Here is an 18,677-nt window from a genome sequence, read left to right as displayed (position 1 = left end):
ATTTTTTGTTCAGAAAAGCAAACGGCAGCCGAAGCTGCCGTCTTATATTCAATGACCGGATGACACTGGATGGGGGTTATTTGATCTGTGGCGCTAAATGTTCACACACATGTCGGGCGAACCCCCCACCAGCTTCGTTATAAATATTAAACGCAGCATCGACGCCCAGTGCTTGCAACTCTTCCTCATCATCACTGTACTTTGCGATTGCGGCAATTTGACCTTGATAGTTGCGTTCGCGAATTTGCTCAAGCGCAAAGCGATTGGCTTGGCTGTGAGGCATGGCGAGAAGAATTAATTTAGTACTGCGTTTGGAGATCACTCTGGCCCAAAAATCTGGATCCGTGGCATCACCATGGATCACTACTCGTCCTTGTTGTTGGTGGAGGGCCACTGAATCTTCGCGGGTTTCGATCCCGATCACCTGTTCACCATAGCGCTTGACCATCTCGTCATAGGCGCCGCTGCCAATTCGGCCCATCCCGAGGATCATAATTTGCTTCTCACCAAGATCAATCAAGCGATCTGCTGGATTGAGTTTGTCAGGCTCAAATTCTTTAAGCCATTTTGAGGCATCCTTATAGAGTCGGTGACCGAGGCTATTGAGTGGTGCCGCGATAAGAAATGAGAGGGAAACAGCAATCGCGATAGCGACTAAGAAGCTCCCAGGCAGCATACCCATGTTGTAAGCTAAGCCACTAACAATCAAGCCGAATTCACTGTAATTGAATAAGGTTAGGGAGCCCAGTAGGGATGTTCGTACCCGATAGCGGAAGCGACTGAAGACCAGATAGTAGAGTATCCCTTTGAGGGGGAGCAGTAATAAGAAGAGCAGCGCCATTAACAGACCATCAAACGTGGGTTCTTCTGCAAGGCCAATATTGAGAAAAAAACAGACCAGTAGTAATTCTTTGAAGTTAAATAATGATTTTGCCATTTCTGATGATTTTGGGTGTGCAGCCAGCATCATTCCCAAGATCAGCGCGCCAAGATCAGCTTTCATCCCGACAGCTTCAAATAACCCGGCACCTGCGACCAAGGCAAGGAAGATACCATATAGTACCAGCATTTCACCGTGACCGGCTCTATCCAGTATTTTGAACAGCGAGGGACGTAGGAGTGGTAGGGCAAGTAGAGCAAACGCACTGATTTCAGGGATTTTACCGGTAGAGGCGGTTAGGAAGATGACCGCAAAGATATCCTGCATGATCAAAATGCCGATGGCAAGCGTGCCATAGGTAGCGTTTAATTCGCCTTTTTCTTGTAGGGCTTTAATGGCAAAAACGGTACTGGAAAAGGACAGGGCAAAACCCAGCAAGGCGAGTTGAGTGAGATCGAGATCAGCCAACATCCCTATCCCTAATTGTTTAAATACCAGTAGGGCGAGAGTGAATAGCCCGGTTGTCAGCAGGTTGTGCAAGGTTGCACCGCCCCAAATTTCTTTGGCAAGCAGTGTTTTAACATCCAGTTTTAAACCGATAGAAAACAGTAACAGGGTTACCCCGAGATCGGCCAGAGCGGCAAGAGTGTGAGTGGATTCATAACCGGCTGAATTAAGAGTAAAGCCAGCAAGAAGAAAACCGACCAGAGGAGGGAGCTTACAGCGAAGTGCAATAAAACCCGCTAAGAAAGCGGCAATAATATAAATAATTTCCATACCAGACTGACATTCCGTTGGTGTGTTCTCGGCGCGACAGCATCGTCATGCACCTCTTAAGTCGGCGCGAATATACCACAAAGGGCATGCTCCTGTCCGGAACATGCCCCTTAATATTTGTGACTCAATGAGTGCAGTGTGAGGTTCAGTTGCCGCGAGTGGATCGAGACTATTGCTCTTCCAGCATGCGTTGAAGCAGTACGCCATTAAGCATCGCACGCTTCACCATTGAAAATGCACCAATGGTTGGTTGGGTATATAGCTCAGATCTGACAATTGGCAGATCTTTATTAAAGGTTGATAGTGATTGAGTTTCAACACAGCGGCGGATAGCAGGAAAGATAATGTCTTGTGCAAGGGTGATATTTCCTGCGACGACTATTTTCTGTGGATTAAACAGGTTAATCGTCATTGCCAGTGCTTTACCAAGCTGTTTGCCGACTTTGATGAGGGCCTGACTTGCCAGTTCATCACCTTTGTTGGCGGCATCACAGATAGCCGGCATGGTTAAGTCTTCAAGTGCTTGTAGTGAACTCGGGTAACCTTGTGCCAATAACGTTTGAACATGTTTAATGATCGCAGGATCGGCAGCAACGGTCTCTAGGCAGCCAAAATTACCACATTGGCATTTGTCTCCGAGAGGATCAATTTGGATGTGGCCGATCTCACCGACGTTGCGGTTATAGCCAAGGAAAACTTGTCCGTTGACAATGATGCCAGCACCTGTGCCGTGGTGGACACTGATCAGAATCGAGTCTCTGCAGTCTTTGCTTGCGCCAAAGTAGTGCTCAGCCAAGGCTAAGCCACGGATATCATTGCCGACAAAACAGGCAACGCCGTATTTATCATTGATAATACTCGCAAGAGGGAAGTTATCGACTTCGATATTAGGCATGTATTCTACAATGCCTTTTTCCGGGTCAATCAGGCCTGGCAGGGTAATACCGAAGGCGACCAGCTCACGTACTGCGCTCTGGTTATCGGCAATAAATTGACGAATATGCTCAAGCAGACCATCAGTAAGCTCTTGCTGATTGGTGTAATGGAAGGCATGTGCAGTACCAGCAATAAATTTACCGCTGAGATCGTAGAGTGTAATTTCGATATAATTCCGTCCAAGACGGATGGCGATCGCATGAAAAGGTGCTGATTCTGTTGTTAGCGAAATAGCACGCCGACCCCCAGTAGATGCTTGTTGCGCGACCTCTTTAATGAGGCCGCGTTCTAGCAATTGGCGGGTAATTTTAGTGACACTTGCAGGGGCGAGCTGACTAAGATCAGCAACCTGAATTCGTGATATAGGGCCTTGCAAGTCAATGAGTCTGTAAACTGCTGCACCGTTCAGCTGTTTTACCAGATCCACATTACCAATTTGTCCGCCAGTCATAGTTAGTTCTGCTCGTATTCACCGTTAACGATAGTCGCCCGAACATGATAATCGCGATCAAAAATAGTCAGGTTTGCCACCATGCCTTTTTTGATAGCCCCCAGTTTCTTGTCGACATTAATTGCGCGAGCAGGATACAGAGTTGCCATACGAATTGCTTCATCCAGGGCGATACCTACATGTTCGACACTGTTTTGAACTGCTTCAATCATGGTAAGTGCCGAACCACCTAGCGTGCCATTTTCATCGACACACTTTCCGTCCCGGTAATATACTTTCTTACCGACAAAAATAAAGTGATCCATGTCAGCTCCTGCAGGTGCAGTAGCATCGGTGACCAAAATAAGTTTGTTGCCTTTCATGCGATGTGCCATGCGGATATTGGCATAATCAACGTGAAAACCATCGGCAATGATACCGGTATATACCTCAGGTGTATCGTAAATCGCCCCGACCATACCTGGTTCACGGCCCGCAATTGGGGTCATCGCGTTAAACAGGTGGGTAGAGAATGTGATACCAGAAGCAAAACCTTTACGGGCTTCAGCATAAGTGGCATTGGTGTGTCCAGCAGAGACAACAATACCGGCTTCAACCAATTGTTCGATATGTTCGTGTGGGTTAAGTTCAGGAGCGAGCGTTACCTTGGTTACAACATCCGCATTGGCACAGATGGTGTTGATCATCTCATCATCAGAGCGGCGGATATGCTCAACGGAGTGAATACCTTTTTTCATGACATTCAGATATGGACCTTCAAGGTGTAGGCCTAATGAATGATGCTGGTATTTACTCTGATACTCACGCTGGGCAGCAATAGCGGCTTTCATGTCTTCGTCTGAAGAGGTGATCAGCGTAGGTAAAAAACTGGTGCAGCCTGATTTCAGGTTGGCACGGTGCATGGTATGGATGGTATCAGCATTGATCTCATCATTTAGCATGACACCGCCACAGCCATTAAGCTGAAGATCAATGAATCCTGGGACCAGATTGGCACCATCAAGATCGCGAGTTTCAATATCAGATGGTAGTTCTGCCACTGGGCAAACGGCATGAATATTCACGCCATCAATGATGACGGCGTGGTTATTCAGCACATCGCTACCAGTAAAAATACGACAGTTGGTCAGCGCGTACATGAGAGATTCCTTTTTTTACAGGTGCGAAATATTATCAGCTTCAAGTTCTTGGAAGTACTTAACGGTTTTCACTTTCAGCTCTTGGGTTGATGGTTCATCACAAACAATCATTGATTTAGGGTGAAGCTGAAGGGCAGAGACTGTCCAAAGGTGATTGACAGAACCTTCTACAGCGGCTTCTAGCGCTTGTGCTTTATTGTGGCCGGTAACAAGAATGACGATTTCTTCAGAATCAAGCAGTGTACCCACACCGATAGTCAGTGCATATTTTGGTACTTGGTTGATGTCGCCATCGAAGAAACGAGAGTTAGCAATACGGGTATCAGCAGTCAGGGTTTTGATACGAGTACGAGAAGACAGTGATGAAGCTGGCTCGTTAAATGCAATATGACCGTCATTACCTACACCGCCAAGGAATAGGTTGATTTTACCGTAAGACTTGATCTTGTCTTCGTAACGCTTACATTCAACGTCGTTATCTTCGGCATTACCATTTAGCAGGTTGATATTTTCTGATTTAATATCAATGTGTTTGAAGAAGTTGTTGTGCATGAAGCTATGGTATGACTCAGGGTGATCTTCAGGCAGACCGATATACTCATCCATGTTAAAGGTTACAACATGCTGGAAACTTACTTCACCGGCTTGATAAAGCTCAATCAGGCGCTTATAAGTGGCCAGTGGAGTACCACCGGTTGGTAGACCAAGAACAAATGGACGTTCTGCTGTAGGTTTGAATTTGTTAATACGATCAGCAATATAGCGAGCTGACCACAAACCGACATCTTTAGCTTCATTGAGTGGGATTAGTCTCACGGTGATACCTCATTCAAAATTTAAATTACGATAAAATCCTAGCGTGTTCGCGCCTTTGTTTTGGATAATAAAATAAGTTTTATGATCGAGCTAGCAAATTCGCCTGTTTATTGCTCACACAGGTGATAAGGATCACAAATGAAGACCTTTTAATTTGCGGGGCGAAATTAATTTCTTAAACTGCAAATAACTTAATCGGGTAGCTAAAATAAGTTATCCAATTCGCGTCTGAGAAAACCATAGGGGGAACTAACGGTGAATATTCTTGGATATATGCAAAAAGTAGGTAAAGCACTGATGGTGCCGGTAGCAACGCTACCTGCAGCAGCTATCTTAATGGGCATCGGTTACTGGGTTGACCCGACGGGTTGGGGCGCAAATAGCGCACTGGCTGCGTTCTTGATCAAAGCGGGTTCCGCTATCATTGATAACATGTCAGTGCTCTTCGCCGTTGGTGTCGCGTACGGTATGTCTAAAGACAAAGACGGTGCAGCTGCACTATCTGGTTTCGTTGGTTTCCTTGTTGTAACAACGCTGCTAGCTCCTGCCACAGTGGCACAGATTCAAGGTGTCGACCTGAAGGAAGTACCAGCAGCATTCGGTAAAATTAATAATCAGTTTGTAGGTATCCTTGTCGGTATCGTTGCTGCTGAAATCTATAACCGTTTCTCGACTGTTGAACTACACAAAGCACTCGCATTCTTCTCTGGTAAGCGTCTTGTACCTATTTTGATGTCTTTTGCGGGTATTTTCATTGCGTTTGTACTGATGTACGTTTGGCCTGCTGTTTACGGTGGCCTAGTGACTTTCGGTGAAGGCATTCAAGGCATGGGTGAGTTTGGTGCAGGTTTGTATGCATTCTTTAACCGCCTATTGATCCCTGTTGGTCTACACCATGCACTGAACTCAGTATTCTGGTTCGACGTAGCAGGTATTAACGATATTCCTAACTTCCTTGGCGGTGCGAAATCTATTGCTGAAGGTACAGCTATCCCTGGTGTAACAGGTATGTACCAAGCTGGTTTCTTCCCAGTCATGATGTTTGGTCTACCAGGTGCAGCACTTGCGATGTACCACACTGCTAAGCCTGAGCACAAAGAGCGAGTAGCATCTTTGCTTATCGCTGCTGGTTTTGCATCATTCTTCACTGGTGTTACTGAGCCGTTAGAATTTGCATTCATGTTCCTAGCACCGGGTCTGTATGTTGTTCACGCTGCGCTAGCAGGTCTATCGGTATACATCGCTGCATCAATGCAGTGGATGGCTGGTTTCGGCTTCTCTGCTGGTTTGGTTGACTTGGTTCTATCTACTCGTAACCCACTGGCTGTTAATTGGTACATGCTGATCGTTCAGGGCATCGTGTTCTTCGCTCTGTACTACTTCATCTTCCGTACAGCTATCGTTAAGTTCAATCTGAAGACTCCAGGTCGTGAAGATGAAGATGAAGCAGTTAGCGATGTAACTGGTTCAAAAGAAACGGGTGAACTAGCTAAGCAGTACATCAAAGCGCTAGGTGGCGTATCTAACCTAGAAAACATTGATGCATGTATTACTCGTCTACGTCTGACACTAAAAGACAGCAGCCTTGCTGACGAGAAAACACTGAAAGCACTAGGTGCAATGGGTGTGGTTAAATTGGGTACAAATAACCTTCAGGTTATCCTTGGCCCACTAGCTGAAATCGTAGCGGGTGAAATGAAGAAGGTTTCTCCTTCTGAAGACCTATCTGCAGTAAAACTACCTTAATTATTTCACGCTAAATAATTAACTGTAGTACAACCGGCCTCCAGCCTGGAGGTCGGTTACTTCCCAACTGAATAATCATCTGTAACCTCTAATCTGTGTTGTCATTTAACCCGTCCAGACTGGCTTCTGAATTGAATGGGCGATGCACTGTGTCTGCGGTTTCAGATCATTATTATGTTTATTTTAAATATTATATTTTGCCCAGGAGCGGGTACCTACGTTGGGTATCACCTTGTGGTATTAGGGAAGACAGTATTCATGAAAACATTCAAGCTAAGTGTATTGGCTTCTGTTGTGGCATTAGTCGCAACAGGTTGTGCATCAAATACATCCACAATGACGGATCAGCAGGTAGCAGATACGCTAGCGGCTAATCTCGGCGTAAATTATCAAATTGTCACTAACCATGGTGCTAATGAGGGGCTGAAATGCCGTGAATTGGCAGCGGAATGGGCATCGTGTGATTTGATTAATCTGACATTGACCAATAATGGCCCTGCCGTTATGGATACTGATTGGAAAATTTATTTCCACAGTATCCGTATGATCTTGGACGTTCAAAATGAGCAGTTCAAGGTGACCCATATTACGGGTGATTTACACACTTTAGAGCCGACCGATAAGTTTAAGGGGTTTGCGGCAGGCGAAAGTGTGGTGATCCCATACATTGGTGAGTATTGGACGCTATTTGAAAACGACTACATGCCACGCGCCTATGTGGTAGCGGGCGAGTCAGAGCCGAAAACACTTGAGAGCTTGGATTATGAAGATCCGTCCGCTTATTTATCTCCTATTGATGGCAATAACTGGAAGCGGACACCAACCGATAATAATATTTTAGCCACGGCGCAATCTCGCTTTGAAAAAAATAGCGATGTAGACCTGATGGCGAAGGAAGCGTTGGTAGGGACGATTGTACCGACACCGCTGAGTACTCAGCTGACGGGCGGTTCTGTTTCATTGGCAAACGGTATTCGCATTGATAATAAGGCGATTCCAGCGTCAATGCTTAACGCAGCGACTGAGCGAATGGCGTCACTGGGTATCAATACTCAGGGTGAGTACCTGGTTAAGTTGATCCTCGATCCACAACGTTTTGATAAAGATAACAAGGTATCAGGAGCGTACCAACTTGACGTGCGTGATGGCGCAACAACGGTTGTTGGTTATGACGCTCAAGGGGTATTCTATGGCCTGCAATCTCTGATGTCATTGATGAGCACAGGCAGTGAGCAGCAGATCCCTACGCTGAAAGTCGTGGATGCACCGCGTTTTGATTACCGTGGCGTGATGGTCGATGTTGGCCGTAACTTCCATTCAAAAGATGCTATTTTGCGTACGCTTGACCAGATGGCTGCGTACAAGATGAATAAATTCCACTTCCACCTGACTGATGATGAAGGTTGGCGTATCGAGATCCCTGGGTTGCCAGAGTTAACGGAGATCGGCGGTCAGCGCTGCCATGACCTGTCTGAAACAACCTGTTTGTTGCCGCAGCTGGGCTCAGGTCCTGACAATAATAACTTCGGTTCAGGTTTTTATAGCAAGCAAGACTATCTGGATATCCTTAAATACGCCAAGGCGCGTGGAATCGAGGTGATCCCTGAAATTGATATGCCAGCACACTCGCGTGCGGCAGTGGTGGCCATGGAAGCGCGTTACAAGCGTCTGGCTGCTGCGGGCGATATGGCTGCGGCTAACGAATACCGCCTGATGGATCCACAAGATGCATCTAACGTAACAACCGTGCAGTTTTACGATAAGCGTAGCTTTATCAACCCATGCATGGATTCGTCGGTAAACTTCGTTGATAAAGTGATCACCGAGCTGCAAGCGATGCACGCTGCTGCGGGTATGCCGTTGAATACTTGGCACTTTGGTGGTGATGAAGCGAAGAATATTAAACTTGGCGCGGGCTTCCAGGATGTGAACGCGGCTGACAAAGTTGACTGGAAAGGTGATCTGGACTTGTCCAAACAAGATAAGCCGTTTGCACAGTCACCGATGTGTCAGAAGGCGATTGCCGATGGTGTAGTGTCTGACTACGCACACTTGCCAAGCTACTTCGCTGAAAAGGTAAGTAAAATTGTTGCAGATAAAGGTATCGAGAATTTCCAAGCATGGCAGGATGGCCTGAAATATTCCAAGGATGCGAAAGCGTTCGAGACTGACAATGTTCGTGTCAACTTCTGGGATACTCTGTACTGGGGCGGTGGTGCTTCAGCCTATGATTGGGCTGCTAAGGGCTACGACATGATCATCTCGAACCCTGATTACGTGTACATGGATATGCCGTACGAAGTGGATCCGGAAGAGCGTGGCTACTACTGGGCGACGCGTGCAACCGATACCCGTAAGATGTTTGGCTTTGCGCCTGAAAACTTGCCACAGAATGCGGAAACCTCCGTTGATCGTGATGGTAACGGCTTTACCAGTAAAGGTACTGCAGAGGGTAATGACTTCTACGGTCTGTCTGCTCAGTTATGGAGCGAGACGGTGCGTACTGATGAGCAGTATGAATTCATGGTATTCCCTCGCGTACTTGCGGCGGCTGAACGTGCATGGCATAAGGCTGACTGGGAGCGTGATTATCAGCCAGGCGTAGAATACTCACAAGATACCCAATTAGTGAATAAGGGCGAGCTGCACAGTGACTGGGAACGTTTTGCTAACAGCCTTGGTCAGCGTGAACTGGCTAAATTGGATGCAGCGGGTATCCAATACCGTGTACCTGTGCCGGGTGCTAAGATTGAAAATGGCGTGTTGCACATGAATATCAGCATGCCAGGTCTGGCACTGCAATATTCAACGGATGAAGGTAAGACATGGGTAATGTATGATGCTCAAGCAATGCCTGCGGTAACAGGGGCGGTTTCTGTGCGTGCGGTTAGCGCGAACGGTCAGCGTTTCAGCCGTGTAATTTCGTTGTAATTGATGTCTGGCGAGGTTGAACCCTCGCCAGTTTCTGGATGGGCAGGGGCAGCCGTGCCTATCCAGAAGCTACTCCAGTGGTTTCAAATCAGGCCTTAGACAGAGGTTCTCTTTTTTTTACCCGCTTTTGCGGGTTTTTTTTATCCATATCGGCAAACAAAGCATACTATTTGTTGAGTAGTACCCCATATTTATGGATCATAGGGGACTCAAAAATCCTGTAAGCACACGAGGTCTAATCGATGAGTGAATCTGAAGCTCGTCCAACTAACTTTATTCGCCAGATCATTGATGCGGATTTAGCAAGTGGCAAACATACAAGCGTACATACCCGATTCCCGCCAGAACCAAATGGTTATCTGCACATCGGCCATGCGAAATCTATTTGTTTGAACTTCGGTATTGCTCAGGACTATCAGGGTCAATGTAACTTACGTTTCGATGACACCAACCCTGAGAAAGAAGACATCGAGTACGTTGAGTCGATTAAGAACGATGTTAACTGGTTGGGCTTCGAGTGGAGTGGTGAGATTTGTTATTCATCAAACTACTTCGATAAGCTGCACGGGTTTGCTATTGAATTAATTAATAAAGGCTTAGCGTACGTTGATGAGCTAAGTCCAGAGCAAATGCGCGAGTACCGCGGTACGCTAACGGAAGCCGGCAAGCACAGTCCTTACCGTGATCGCAGCGTAGAAGAGAATATTGCACTGTTCGACAAAATGAAGAACGGTGAAATTGAAGAAGGCAAGATGTGCCTTCGTGCGAAAATTGACATGGCCTCGCCGTTTATGGTGATGCGAGATCCTGTGATTTATCGTGTTCGTTTCGCCACTCACCATCAGACTGGTGATAAGTGGTGCATTTACCCAATGTACGATTTTACCCATTGTATCTCGGATGCATTAGAGGGCATTACGCACTCTATCTGTACACTGGAGTTCATGGATAACCGCCGTCTGTATGACTGGGTACTAGAAAATATTACGATTGACTGCATACCTCATCAGTACGAATTCAGCCGTCTTAACCTAGAATACACCGTGATGTCGAAGCGTAAGCTGAACCAGCTAGTGACTGAGAAATTGGTTTCTGGTTGGGATGACCCACGTATGCCAACGATCTCTGGTTTACGCCGCCGTGGTTTCACGTCAGCGTCAATTCGTGAGTTCTGTAAGCGTATTGGTGTGACTAAGCAGGACAACACCATCGAGATCAGTTCGCTAGAATCATGTATCCGTGATGATTTGAATGAAAACGCACCACGTGCGATGGCTGTTCTGGATCCAGTGAAAGTGGTGATTGAGAACTTCACTGGTGAAACGGAAATGCTGGAAGTGGCTAACCACCCGAATAAACCGGAGATGGGTAGTCGCCAAGTGCCATTTACTCGCGAAGTGTACATCGAACGTGAAGATTTCCGCGAAGAAGGCAATAAAAAATACAAGCGCTTGGTATTGGGTAAAGAAGTACGTCTACGTGGCGCTTACGTGATTAAAGCAGAACGTATCGAAAAAGATGAAGCGGGTAACATTACGACCATCTTCTGTTCTTACGATAATGAGACGCTAGGTCAGAACCCAACTGATGGTCGCAAAGTGAAAGGTGTTATTCACTGGGTATCTGCAGAGCAAGGTATTTCGGCTGAAATTCGCCTGTATGATCGCCTATTCACTGTGCCAAATCCTGGTGCAGCAGAAGACTTCGTTTCAGTGATCAACCCTGAATCACTGACTGTTATGCAAGGCTTTGTTGAGCCAGCATTGGCTACGGCTGAAGCAGAAAAAGCATTCCAGTTCGAGCGTATGGGTTACTTCTGTGCTGATAGCAAAGATTCTACCGCTGAAGCGCTAGTCTTTAACCGTACTGTTGGCCTGCGTGATACTTGGGCTAAAATTGGCGACTAATTGATAGCTTAAAGCGATATCAAAATAAAAAACCAGCCTAAAGGCTGGTTTTTTTATAGGTGGTAATTATCGGGGGATGGGGTCAGGTGTTGAGCCGCCTGCCAATTCGTTTTTGTTTGTGTAACCCGATTATTTTTTATCGTGTAGCGTTTCGTCTTCGTTGCAGTTGCCTTCGATGCAATGACCGTAGAGATAAAGGCTATGGTTCGTTAGGCGAACATTGAAGTTAGCGGCAATTTCTTTCTGGCGTTGCTCGATGACTTCATCAGAAAATTCAATAACTTTGCCACAGTCGAGACAAACTAGGTGATCGTGGTGATGCTGAGTTGCGAGTTCGAAAACAGACTTACCGCCTTCAAAGTGGTGGCGGGTTACAATACCAGCATCATCAAATTGGTTAAGGACGCGGTAAACTGTCGCCAGACCAATTTCTTCACCGATATCGATGAGTTTCTTGTACAAGTCTTCAGCACTGATGTGTTGGCAGTCAGGTTGCTGGAGAACTTCCAGAATTTTAAGGCGTGGAAGCGTAACCTTTAGGCCTGCTTGTTTGAGTGCGTGATTATTATCTGACATTCGAGTTTCCTATTGGCTAGCCGCACCCACATGATGCGGTAGTCTTTCTCTGCTTTCCCCATTATAAGTGACCACAAGGTAACAATAAACCTTAAACCCGGTCAATATTGCTGATATCTAACTTTTCTTTATGTTGCGGGTTTGTTGCGCAATGGAGTGTGAGGTGACAGGTCGATAGTGCATAACTGTGGAGTATATAACGCGATAAAAAAACGCCAGAGCGGGAGGCTCTGGCGTTTATCAGTCGTTGCACTATGTCTTAGTCTGCGAGTTCAGCCAGACACATTTCGTCAAAAATCTGCTTAACCCACTGCTCAACGCGTGCTTCAGTCAGTTCTGGTTGACGATCTTCATCAATGCACAGGCCAACAAAGTGGTTATCGTCGACAAGAGCTTTAGAGGCTTCAAACTCAAAGCCGTCAGTAGGGAAGTGACCTACGATTGTTGCACCGCGGCCTTCAACGATGTCACGCACAGTGCCCATCGCATCACAGAAATATTCGGCGTAGTCTTCTTGGTCACCGCAGCCGAAAATGGCTACAAGCTTGGTGGAGAAGTCGATGTTTTCGAGTTCTGGGAAAAAATCATCCCAGTCACATTGAGGCTCACCGTAATACCAAGTTGGAATACCCAGTAATAGCAGGTCAAAATTATCGATATCTTCTTTGCTGCTCTTCGCGATATCTTTTACTTCAACCAGGTTTTTGCCTAGCTGCTTTTGGATCATTTTAGCGACAGCTTCGGTGTTACCTGTGTCGCTACCAAAGAAGAGTCCTACACTCGCCATAGTAGAAATTACCCGTATTAATTGTTGACCGTTAACTAAACTGTTAACGCGATACATAATTGATCATCAGGGAGTCCCCCTGAATACAGTAGTGATTGATAACGGCACTAGACGGTGTGCTTGGTATCTTGATCACTACAGATTGTGATATTCAATTCTAACTGATACCAGCGCCTTCCCAGCTAATCTGGATCAGCCCCTTGGTGATAAAGCCAGCACAGCCTAGAAAAAGGACCAGCCAGACAATTTTTCGACCAAATGGTGGCACATTACCTTGCTTTAGCACATCTTTAATGGCCATGCCGATAAAGAAGAAAATGGCAGCAAAGAGTAAATCCAGCCCGAGTGATTCTAGCAAGTCCATATGCTCATACAACATCGGTGTCTCCTTACCGTATTATCGTCAACGCAGTGTTAGTCGCGCACTATATCATAGACAATACCCGGCTGTTAACGTTAAGCCGTCTGTAAGAAGTTCAAAATGATGCGATTTACCGTCTCGGGCTTTTCGGCATGGAGCCAGTGGCCTGTATTGGCAACAAGGTGGGCTTTAGCCGAAGGAAATTGTCTTCCTATCGCATCACGGTGTTCCGCTAAAATGTATTCAGAGTTCTGTCCTTTGATGAACAAGGTTTTACCCTGAAAAGGCACGATCTCTTGCCAGCCCATGATGGTGTCATAGTTAGCGATTAGCCCTTCAACATTGAAACGCCAGCCATAGGTTCCATCATCTTGTTTGACAAAAGATTTAAGCAGAAACTGGCGAACCCCGGGCTCGACCACATGCATTGCAAGAAATTGTTCAGCCTCGCTACGTTTGCTGACGGTGTGCTGATTGACTTCCCGTAATCCGGCAAATACATTTTGGTGACGATGCACAAGGTAATGCACCGGGGCAATATCAAGTACGACGAGATGCTTGATCCGATTTGCAGCCAGTTCGGTGAGCGCCATGGCGACTTTACCACCCATCGAGTGGCCAATTAGAGAGAAGCTCTCAATATCAAGTTGATTGATAACAGTCAGTACATCATTGGCCATGTCGCGGTAAGAAAAGGGGATACAGTGTGGTGAAAGCCCATGATTTCGCAGATCGACACTGATCACTTTATATTTATCTTTCAACGATCTGGCAACTAAGCCGAGGTTGTCGGCACTGCCAAACAGGCCATGGATCAATACGATCGCGTCACCTTGGCCTTCTACTTGGTAATGAAGATTCACTGACTATTTTCTCTTGTTGTTAACGCTTTACCGTAGAGTATAACCTCGGTTCACGTTATAATCTCACGGTGATTTTTAAACGGAACGATAATGAACACTACGATGAAGACTATTGAGGTTGACGACGAGCTATATCGTTATATCGCTAGCCAAACCCAACACATTGGCGAGAGCGCATCGGATATCCTACGACGCTTGCTGATGGTACCAGAGCAATCGGGAGAGACATTACAGCATGCTGTAGTGATGCCTGTTCGCCCTAAAGGGATCGTGGTTAGCAAAGATGCCGGTAATGCGGTCCATACTGATCGTGTTAAAGAGATGCGTTCTCTTTTGATATCTGATGAGTTTGCGGCACAAGAAAAAGCGATTGGCCGATTTATGCTGGTTTTATCCTCGCTTTATCGTATCGATCCGCAAGGCTTTGCAGAGGCTGCTGCCATTAAGGGTCGTACACGCGTTTATTTTGCCGATAGCGAAGAGACGCTGCTGGCCAGTGGTAAAACGACCAAGCCTAAGTCAATCCCTGATACCCCATTTTGGGTGATCACAAATACGAATACTGATCGTAAACGTCAGATGATCGAACAGCTGATGATCAAAATGAGCTTCGGTTCTGACATCATTGAAAAAGTTTGCGGTGAAATTTAACAGGCATTAGGCCTCACTTCTTACAAGGATACGTTAATGGCGATTCATCCTCGTGCTGGGCAGCGTGCTCAGCAAGAAGATATGCACAATATACCGGCATTGGTTGCAAACTATTTTCTGATTGAGCCTTGTGCTCAAAATCCACAGCAGCAAGTAGCTTTTGGCACCTCGGGTCATCGAGGAACAGCCGACAAGGGGACATTTAACCAGCACCATATTTGGGCAATTGCACAAGCGGTTGCTGAAGTGCGTGCGGCAAATGGTGTAACCGGTCCATTGTTCTTGGGTAAAGATACCCATGCGTTGTCAGAGCCTGCATTTACTTCCACATTGGAAGTGCTGGTGGCGAACGGTGTGCAGGTAGTGATTCAGCAAGGCCGAGGGTATACCCCGACGCCGGGTGTATCACATGCCATCTTATGTCATAACTCGGTTAACGATGCAAAAGCGGATGGTATTGTCATCACGCCATCGCATAACCCACCTCAAGACGGTGGCATCAAGTACAACCCTGTACACGGTGGCCCGGCAGAAGGTGCGTTGACAACGGCTATCGAAAGCCGCGCTAACGAAATTATTGCCGCTGGCTTAGTGGATGTTAAACGTGTTCCGATTGAAGCGGCCTTTGCTAGTGAACTCGTTGAAGAGCGCGAGCTGGTTGCACCTTATGTTGATGATCTCGTGAATGTTGTCGACATGGCGGCGATTCAACAAGCCAACTTAAAAATTGGTGTGGATCCTCTTGGTGGTTCAGGCATTGAATACTGGCGCCAGATTGCGAGTCATTATGGCTTGGATCTAACCTTGGTTGATGACTCGATCGATCCATCTTTCCGTTTTATGTCGCTGGATAAAGACGGCGTAGTACGGATGGATTGTTCGTCACCTTACGCAATGGCGGGTCTGCTAGCGCATAAGGATAAGTATGATTTGGCGTTTGGTAATGATCCTGACTACGATCGCCACGGTATTGTTACGCCAGCTGGCTTAATGAATCCAAATCATTATCTGGCAGTGTGTATCGATTATCTCTACCGCCACCGCCCTGACTGGGGGCAGCAAGTTGCAGTGGGCAAAACGCTAGTCTCTAGTGCTTTGATTGACCGTGTAGTGGCCGATCTTGGCCGTGAGCTATGCGAAGTTCCTGTGGGCTTTAAGTGGTTTGTCGATGGCCTGTACAGCGGTGAGCTTGGCTTTGGTGGTGAAGAAAGTGCTGGGGCGTCGTTCCTACGTATGGACGGTACACCGTGGTCGACTGATAAAGATGGTATTCTGCTGTGTTTACTCGCGGCTGAAATCACCGCGGTAACGGGTAAGAATCCACAGCAGTATTATGAAGAGCTTGCCGCTAAACACGGTGCCTCTGAATATAACCGTCTGCAGGCTGTTGCTAATGGTGAGCAGAAAGCGATTCTGAGCAAACTATCACCTGAGATGGTTGCTGCAGAATCGCTGGCAGGTGATGTGATTACCGCCCGACTTACTCATGCGCCAGGCAATGGTGCCGCGATTGGCGGCCTGAAGGTGACCACAGCTAACGGTTGGTTTGCTGCGCGTCCGTCAGGTACAGAAGACATTTACAAAATTTACTGTGAAAGCTTTAAGGGTAAAGAGCACTTGGCTTTGCTTGAACAAGAAGCACAGGAAATTGTCAGTAAGGTCTTTGCTGACGCTGGACTATAAGTTGTCCTAACATGATCGCTCAATGATCAGCTTTGTGATAAAACGCCTGCTTTAACAGTGGGCGTTTTTTTATGCCTGATCGGTTGCTTTCATCGATGAGGCAGGCCAATTGTCAGGCATCACAAACCATATGGTATCGTCAGGTGCGACGGCCATGGTGGGGTGAGAAATGGTTGTTAATACTGGGGTGGCGCAGAGGGCACTATAGGGTGGTGGAGCAATCCAGTCGGTTTTGGCTATGGCCTGTAGAGTTAAGTGGGCGCTATCGGCAGCGTAACACCATTGCCCAGTACTGGCTGATGGGTTGATGGTGATATCTGAGCCGATATTGCTTTTGTTTGTCGAGAAAAATAGCCGTCCTTGCATGATCAGTCGCTTTACTGCAGGTTGCCCATAATAATGATGGAGCTGTTGCTGATAAGCCGAGTGGTGTGACAGCATGAGCTGGTGGGTTAGCATTCGATGTGCTTTTTTATCCAGGTTGTCCTGTGCGTTAGGACCGGGCCAGCTATTGCCCAAAGCCAAATAGAATTTAATCGCCACCTCCCAGTGCTCGAGTTGTCCGGTCAGGCTATTTGTGACTAAAAAATCAATGGCACCGACAGTTTTACCGTCGACATGCAGTTGGATTTCTTCTGCAACCAATTCATAGTGGGGGTGATGAATAATCAATTGTTGCCATAACCACTGGTAGAAAAAACCTAAGCGATGATTGCCCTGGTAAGTGATTGATTCAGGGACAACGGCATGACTGGCAAATTTCTCAAGCCAAAATGGATCGGCAATAAATGGGTGACCCGCAAGCAATGGTGGCAGTTGCAGTACTGCTAGGAAGTTGTTGTGAGAATGCTTATCTGCCGCAGTCCTCGTGTAAGTTAGAGTCATTTGGCTATAAAACCTTATTATTTATAATGATAAAACCTAATGGATTAACTGGTTTTAGGTAGTGTTGCCTAATTGTTTATCCTACATTAGTGAGGTATGACCAGTTTGGTTGACGTGGATGCAGGAGGCGATATGTATACCCATTACTCTAAGAAGTATATTCTTTTTCGACGTACAATGGTGGTGTTTGTTGGTGTGGCGACATTTCCGGTAATGTTCCTGACTCCGCTGTCATTGCGCGCCAAGCTATACAGTTACCTGCATCGCTATTGGTTGAAAACAAGTACCAAACCTGTCTGGCTTTTGCTCACTGAAGAGGCCGCAAAAGGCTTGTATTAAGCGATGACCAATACCGTTACAGAAGCCGCTAGTATTGCGGCTTTTTTCATGTCTGTTTCGCGTTAGAATGTATAACTAAGTTACCTTAGCCATAAGAATCAAGAAGGAAGCTGATATGAATAACACCCAATTAGAATTCGTACTCAATGACTTATTAAGCCCGCACCTTATTCACGATTATTGTCCTAATGGGCTGCAGATTGAAGGACGAAGTGAGATAAAGAAAATCGTCACAGGTGTAACGGCATGCCAAGCTTTGATCGATAGAGCAATTGAGGAAAAAGCGGATGCGTTGTTGGTTCACCATGGTTTTTTCTGGAAGGGTGAGCCAGCAGAAATTCGTGGGATGAAATACCGTCGTATCAAGGCGTTGATCGAGAATGGCATTAACCTTTATGGTTATCACCTGCCATTAGATATACATCCGACGTTGGGTAATAACGCGAAATTAGCCGAGTTGCTTGGTATTGATGTGCTAGGTGGATTAGAAGCGGGTAACCCGCATTCAGTCGCAATTTATGGTGAATTTGAGCAATCGCTAAGCGGGGAAGAGTTGGCCGCACGGATTGCGATGACTCTGCACCGTGAACCGCTGCACATTGGTGATAATGCGCCACAACAGATTAAAACGGTTGGATGGTGTACTGGCGGCGGACAGGATTATATTGAGCTGGCGGCACAAAAAGGGCTTGATGCTTTTATTTCTGGTGAAGTGTCAGAGCGGACAGTGCATATAGCCCGTGAACTGGGTATTCATTATTTTAGTGCAGGTCATCACGCAACAGAGCGATATGGTATTAAAGCGTTAGGGGAGTACCTTTCTCAAGAACATGGTTTTGATGTAGCCTTTATTGATATTGCCAATCCCGTATAAATAGCGGGATGTTTTAGTGACATCATCGATCAGATAAAATGATGATCAGAAAAAAGGGCCGAAAGGCCCTTTTTT

The 18,677-nt window shown here is 46.4% G+C and carries 16 protein-coding genes; 7 read left to right on the top strand and 9 right to left on the bottom strand.

What is annotated here, in order from left to right:
• Positions 1-76: 76 nt before the first annotated feature.
• The 4 genes from L4D12_RS05665 to nagB all read right to left on the bottom strand — a co-directional run bounded on the left by L4D12_RS05665 (position 77) and on the right by nagB (position 4,999).
• A complete protein-coding gene (locus L4D12_RS05665; protein WP_428446852.1) occupies positions 77-1,657 on the bottom strand; it encodes a cation:proton antiporter domain-containing protein in 1,581 nt (526 codons plus the stop codon).
• A gap of 169 nt (positions 1,658-1,826) precedes the next feature.
• Complete coding sequence (nagC, locus tag L4D12_RS05660; RefSeq protein WP_428446851.1) at positions 1,827-3,044, bottom strand: DNA-binding transcriptional regulator NagC; 1,218 nt, start codon at positions 3,042-3,044, stop codon at positions 1,827-1,829.
• Positions 3,045-3,046: 2 nt separating this feature from the next.
• The gene (gene nagA, locus L4D12_RS05655; RefSeq protein ID WP_428446850.1) at positions 3,047-4,183 is read right to left on the bottom strand and encodes an N-acetylglucosamine-6-phosphate deacetylase; all 1,137 of its coding nucleotides are present in this window, start codon (positions 4,181-4,183) and stop codon (positions 3,047-3,049) included.
• A 15-nt stretch (positions 4,184-4,198) separates the two neighbouring features.
• The gene (gene nagB, locus L4D12_RS05650; protein WP_428446849.1) at positions 4,199-4,999 is read right to left on the bottom strand and encodes a glucosamine-6-phosphate deaminase; all 801 of its coding nucleotides are present in this window, start codon (positions 4,997-4,999) and stop codon (positions 4,199-4,201) included.
• A gap of 255 nt (positions 5,000-5,254) precedes the next feature.
• Here nagB and nagE point away from each other — a divergent pair, with 255 nt between their 5' ends.
• The 3 genes from nagE to glnS all read left to right on the top strand — a co-directional run bounded on the left by nagE (position 5,255) and on the right by glnS (position 11,583).
• On the top strand, positions 5,255-6,745 hold the full coding sequence (nagE, locus tag L4D12_RS05645) for an N-acetylglucosamine-specific PTS transporter subunit IIBC (protein WP_428446848.1): 1,491 nt from the start codon (positions 5,255-5,257) through the stop codon (positions 6,743-6,745).
• A 258-nt stretch (positions 6,746-7,003) separates the two neighbouring features.
• Positions 7,004-9,676 (top strand): beta-N-acetylhexosaminidase, encoded by a 2,673-nt coding sequence (locus L4D12_RS05640; RefSeq protein ID WP_428446847.1) that lies wholly within the window; start codon positions 7,004-7,006, stop codon positions 9,674-9,676.
• A gap of 242 nt (positions 9,677-9,918) precedes the next feature.
• Positions 9,919-11,583 (top strand): glutamine--tRNA ligase, encoded by a 1,665-nt coding sequence (gene glnS / locus L4D12_RS05635; RefSeq protein ID WP_428446846.1) that lies wholly within the window; start codon positions 9,919-9,921, stop codon positions 11,581-11,583.
• A 129-nt stretch (positions 11,584-11,712) separates the two neighbouring features.
• Here the strand turns inward: glnS and fur are convergent, their stop codons facing one another.
• The 4 genes from fur to L4D12_RS05615 form a co-directional block, all read right to left on the bottom strand.
• Positions 11,713-12,159: a ferric iron uptake transcriptional regulator gene (gene fur / locus L4D12_RS05630; protein WP_428446845.1), complete on the bottom strand. Its 447-nt coding sequence runs from the start codon at positions 12,157-12,159 to the stop codon at positions 11,713-11,715.
• A gap of 259 nt (positions 12,160-12,418) precedes the next feature.
• Positions 12,419-12,946, bottom strand: coding sequence for a flavodoxin FldA (fldA, locus tag L4D12_RS05625; protein WP_428446844.1), 528 nt, complete (start codon positions 12,944-12,946; stop codon positions 12,419-12,421).
• A gap of 157 nt (positions 12,947-13,103) precedes the next feature.
• Entirely contained in the window at positions 13,104-13,325 is a 222-nt protein-coding gene (locus tag L4D12_RS05620) for a DUF2788 domain-containing protein (RefSeq protein WP_428446843.1), read from the bottom strand.
• 77 nt (positions 13,326-13,402) lie between these two features.
• Complete coding sequence (locus tag L4D12_RS05615) at positions 13,403-14,170, bottom strand: alpha/beta fold hydrolase (protein ID WP_428446842.1); 768 nt, start codon at positions 14,168-14,170, stop codon at positions 13,403-13,405.
• A 102-nt stretch (positions 14,171-14,272) separates the two neighbouring features.
• On the opposite strand from L4D12_RS05615, the gene seqA reads away from it, so the two are divergent.
• On the top strand, positions 14,273-14,821 hold the full coding sequence (gene seqA, locus L4D12_RS05610) for a replication initiation negative regulator SeqA (protein WP_428446937.1): 549 nt from the start codon (positions 14,273-14,275) through the stop codon (positions 14,819-14,821).
• A gap of 36 nt (positions 14,822-14,857) precedes the next feature.
• On the top strand, positions 14,858-16,504 hold the full coding sequence (gene pgm, locus L4D12_RS05605; protein ID WP_428446841.1) for a phosphoglucomutase (alpha-D-glucose-1,6-bisphosphate-dependent): 1,647 nt from the start codon (positions 14,858-14,860) through the stop codon (positions 16,502-16,504).
• Positions 16,505-16,573: 69 nt separating this feature from the next.
• Here pgm and L4D12_RS05600 read toward each other — a convergent pair whose 3' ends face one another.
• Entirely contained in the window at positions 16,574-17,389 is an 816-nt protein-coding gene (locus L4D12_RS05600; RefSeq protein WP_428446840.1) for a DUF1853 family protein, read from the bottom strand.
• Positions 17,390-17,521: 132 nt separating this feature from the next.
• On the opposite strand from L4D12_RS05600, the gene L4D12_RS05595 reads away from it, so the two are divergent.
• Positions 17,522-17,728 (top strand): DUF2517 family protein, encoded by a 207-nt coding sequence (locus L4D12_RS05595; protein ID WP_428446839.1) that lies wholly within the window; start codon positions 17,522-17,524, stop codon positions 17,726-17,728.
• A gap of 115 nt (positions 17,729-17,843) precedes the next feature.
• Complete coding sequence (locus tag L4D12_RS05590) at positions 17,844-18,602, top strand: Nif3-like dinuclear metal center hexameric protein (RefSeq protein ID WP_428446838.1); 759 nt, start codon at positions 17,844-17,846, stop codon at positions 18,600-18,602.
• Positions 18,603-18,677: the final 75 nt, after the last annotated feature.

The sequence above is a fragment of the Photobacterium nomapromontoriensis genome, assembly GCF_050336815.1.
Classification (GTDB): domain Bacteria; phylum Pseudomonadota; class Gammaproteobacteria; order Enterobacterales; family Vibrionaceae; genus Photobacterium; species Photobacterium nomapromontoriensis.
This window is presented reverse-complemented; position numbering and strand designations above follow the sequence as displayed.

What these genes read in the sequence shown, in the direction of transcription:
- pgm (WP_428446841.1), top strand. Translation starts at nt 14,858, where the DNA reads ATGGCGATTCATCCTCGTGCTGGGCAGCGTGCTCAGCAAGAAGATATG.
- nagA (WP_428446850.1), bottom strand. Translation starts at nt 4,183, where the DNA reads ATGTACGCGCTGACCAACTGTCGTATTTTTACTGGTAGCGATGTGCTG.
- L4D12_RS05620 (WP_428446843.1), bottom strand. Translation starts at nt 13,325, where the DNA reads ATGTTGTATGAGCATATGGACTTGCTAGAATCACTCGGGCTGGATTTA.
- fldA (WP_428446844.1), bottom strand. Translation starts at nt 12,946, where the DNA reads ATGGCGAGTGTAGGACTCTTCTTTGGTAGCGACACAGGTAACACCGAA.
- L4D12_RS05590 (WP_428446838.1), top strand. Translation starts at nt 17,844, where the DNA reads ATGAATAACACCCAATTAGAATTCGTACTCAATGACTTATTAAGCCCG.
- glnS (WP_428446846.1), top strand. Translation starts at nt 9,919, where the DNA reads ATGAGTGAATCTGAAGCTCGTCCAACTAACTTTATTCGCCAGATCATT.
- nagC (WP_428446851.1), bottom strand. Translation starts at nt 3,044, where the DNA reads ATGACTGGCGGACAAATTGGTAATGTGGATCTGGTAAAACAGCTGAAC.
- fur (WP_428446845.1), bottom strand. Translation starts at nt 12,159, where the DNA reads ATGTCAGATAATAATCACGCACTCAAACAAGCAGGCCTAAAGGTTACG.
- L4D12_RS05640 (WP_428446847.1), top strand. Translation starts at nt 7,004, where the DNA reads ATGAAAACATTCAAGCTAAGTGTATTGGCTTCTGTTGTGGCATTAGTC.
- seqA (WP_428446937.1), top strand. Translation starts at nt 14,273, where the DNA reads ATGAAGACTATTGAGGTTGACGACGAGCTATATCGTTATATCGCTAGC.
- L4D12_RS05595 (WP_428446839.1), top strand. Translation starts at nt 17,522, where the DNA reads ATGTATACCCATTACTCTAAGAAGTATATTCTTTTTCGACGTACAATG.
- L4D12_RS05600 (WP_428446840.1), bottom strand. Translation starts at nt 17,389, where the DNA reads ATGACTCTAACTTACACGAGGACTGCGGCAGATAAGCATTCTCACAAC.
- L4D12_RS05665 (WP_428446852.1), bottom strand. Translation starts at nt 1,657, where the DNA reads ATGGAAATTATTTATATTATTGCCGCTTTCTTAGCGGGTTTTATTGCA.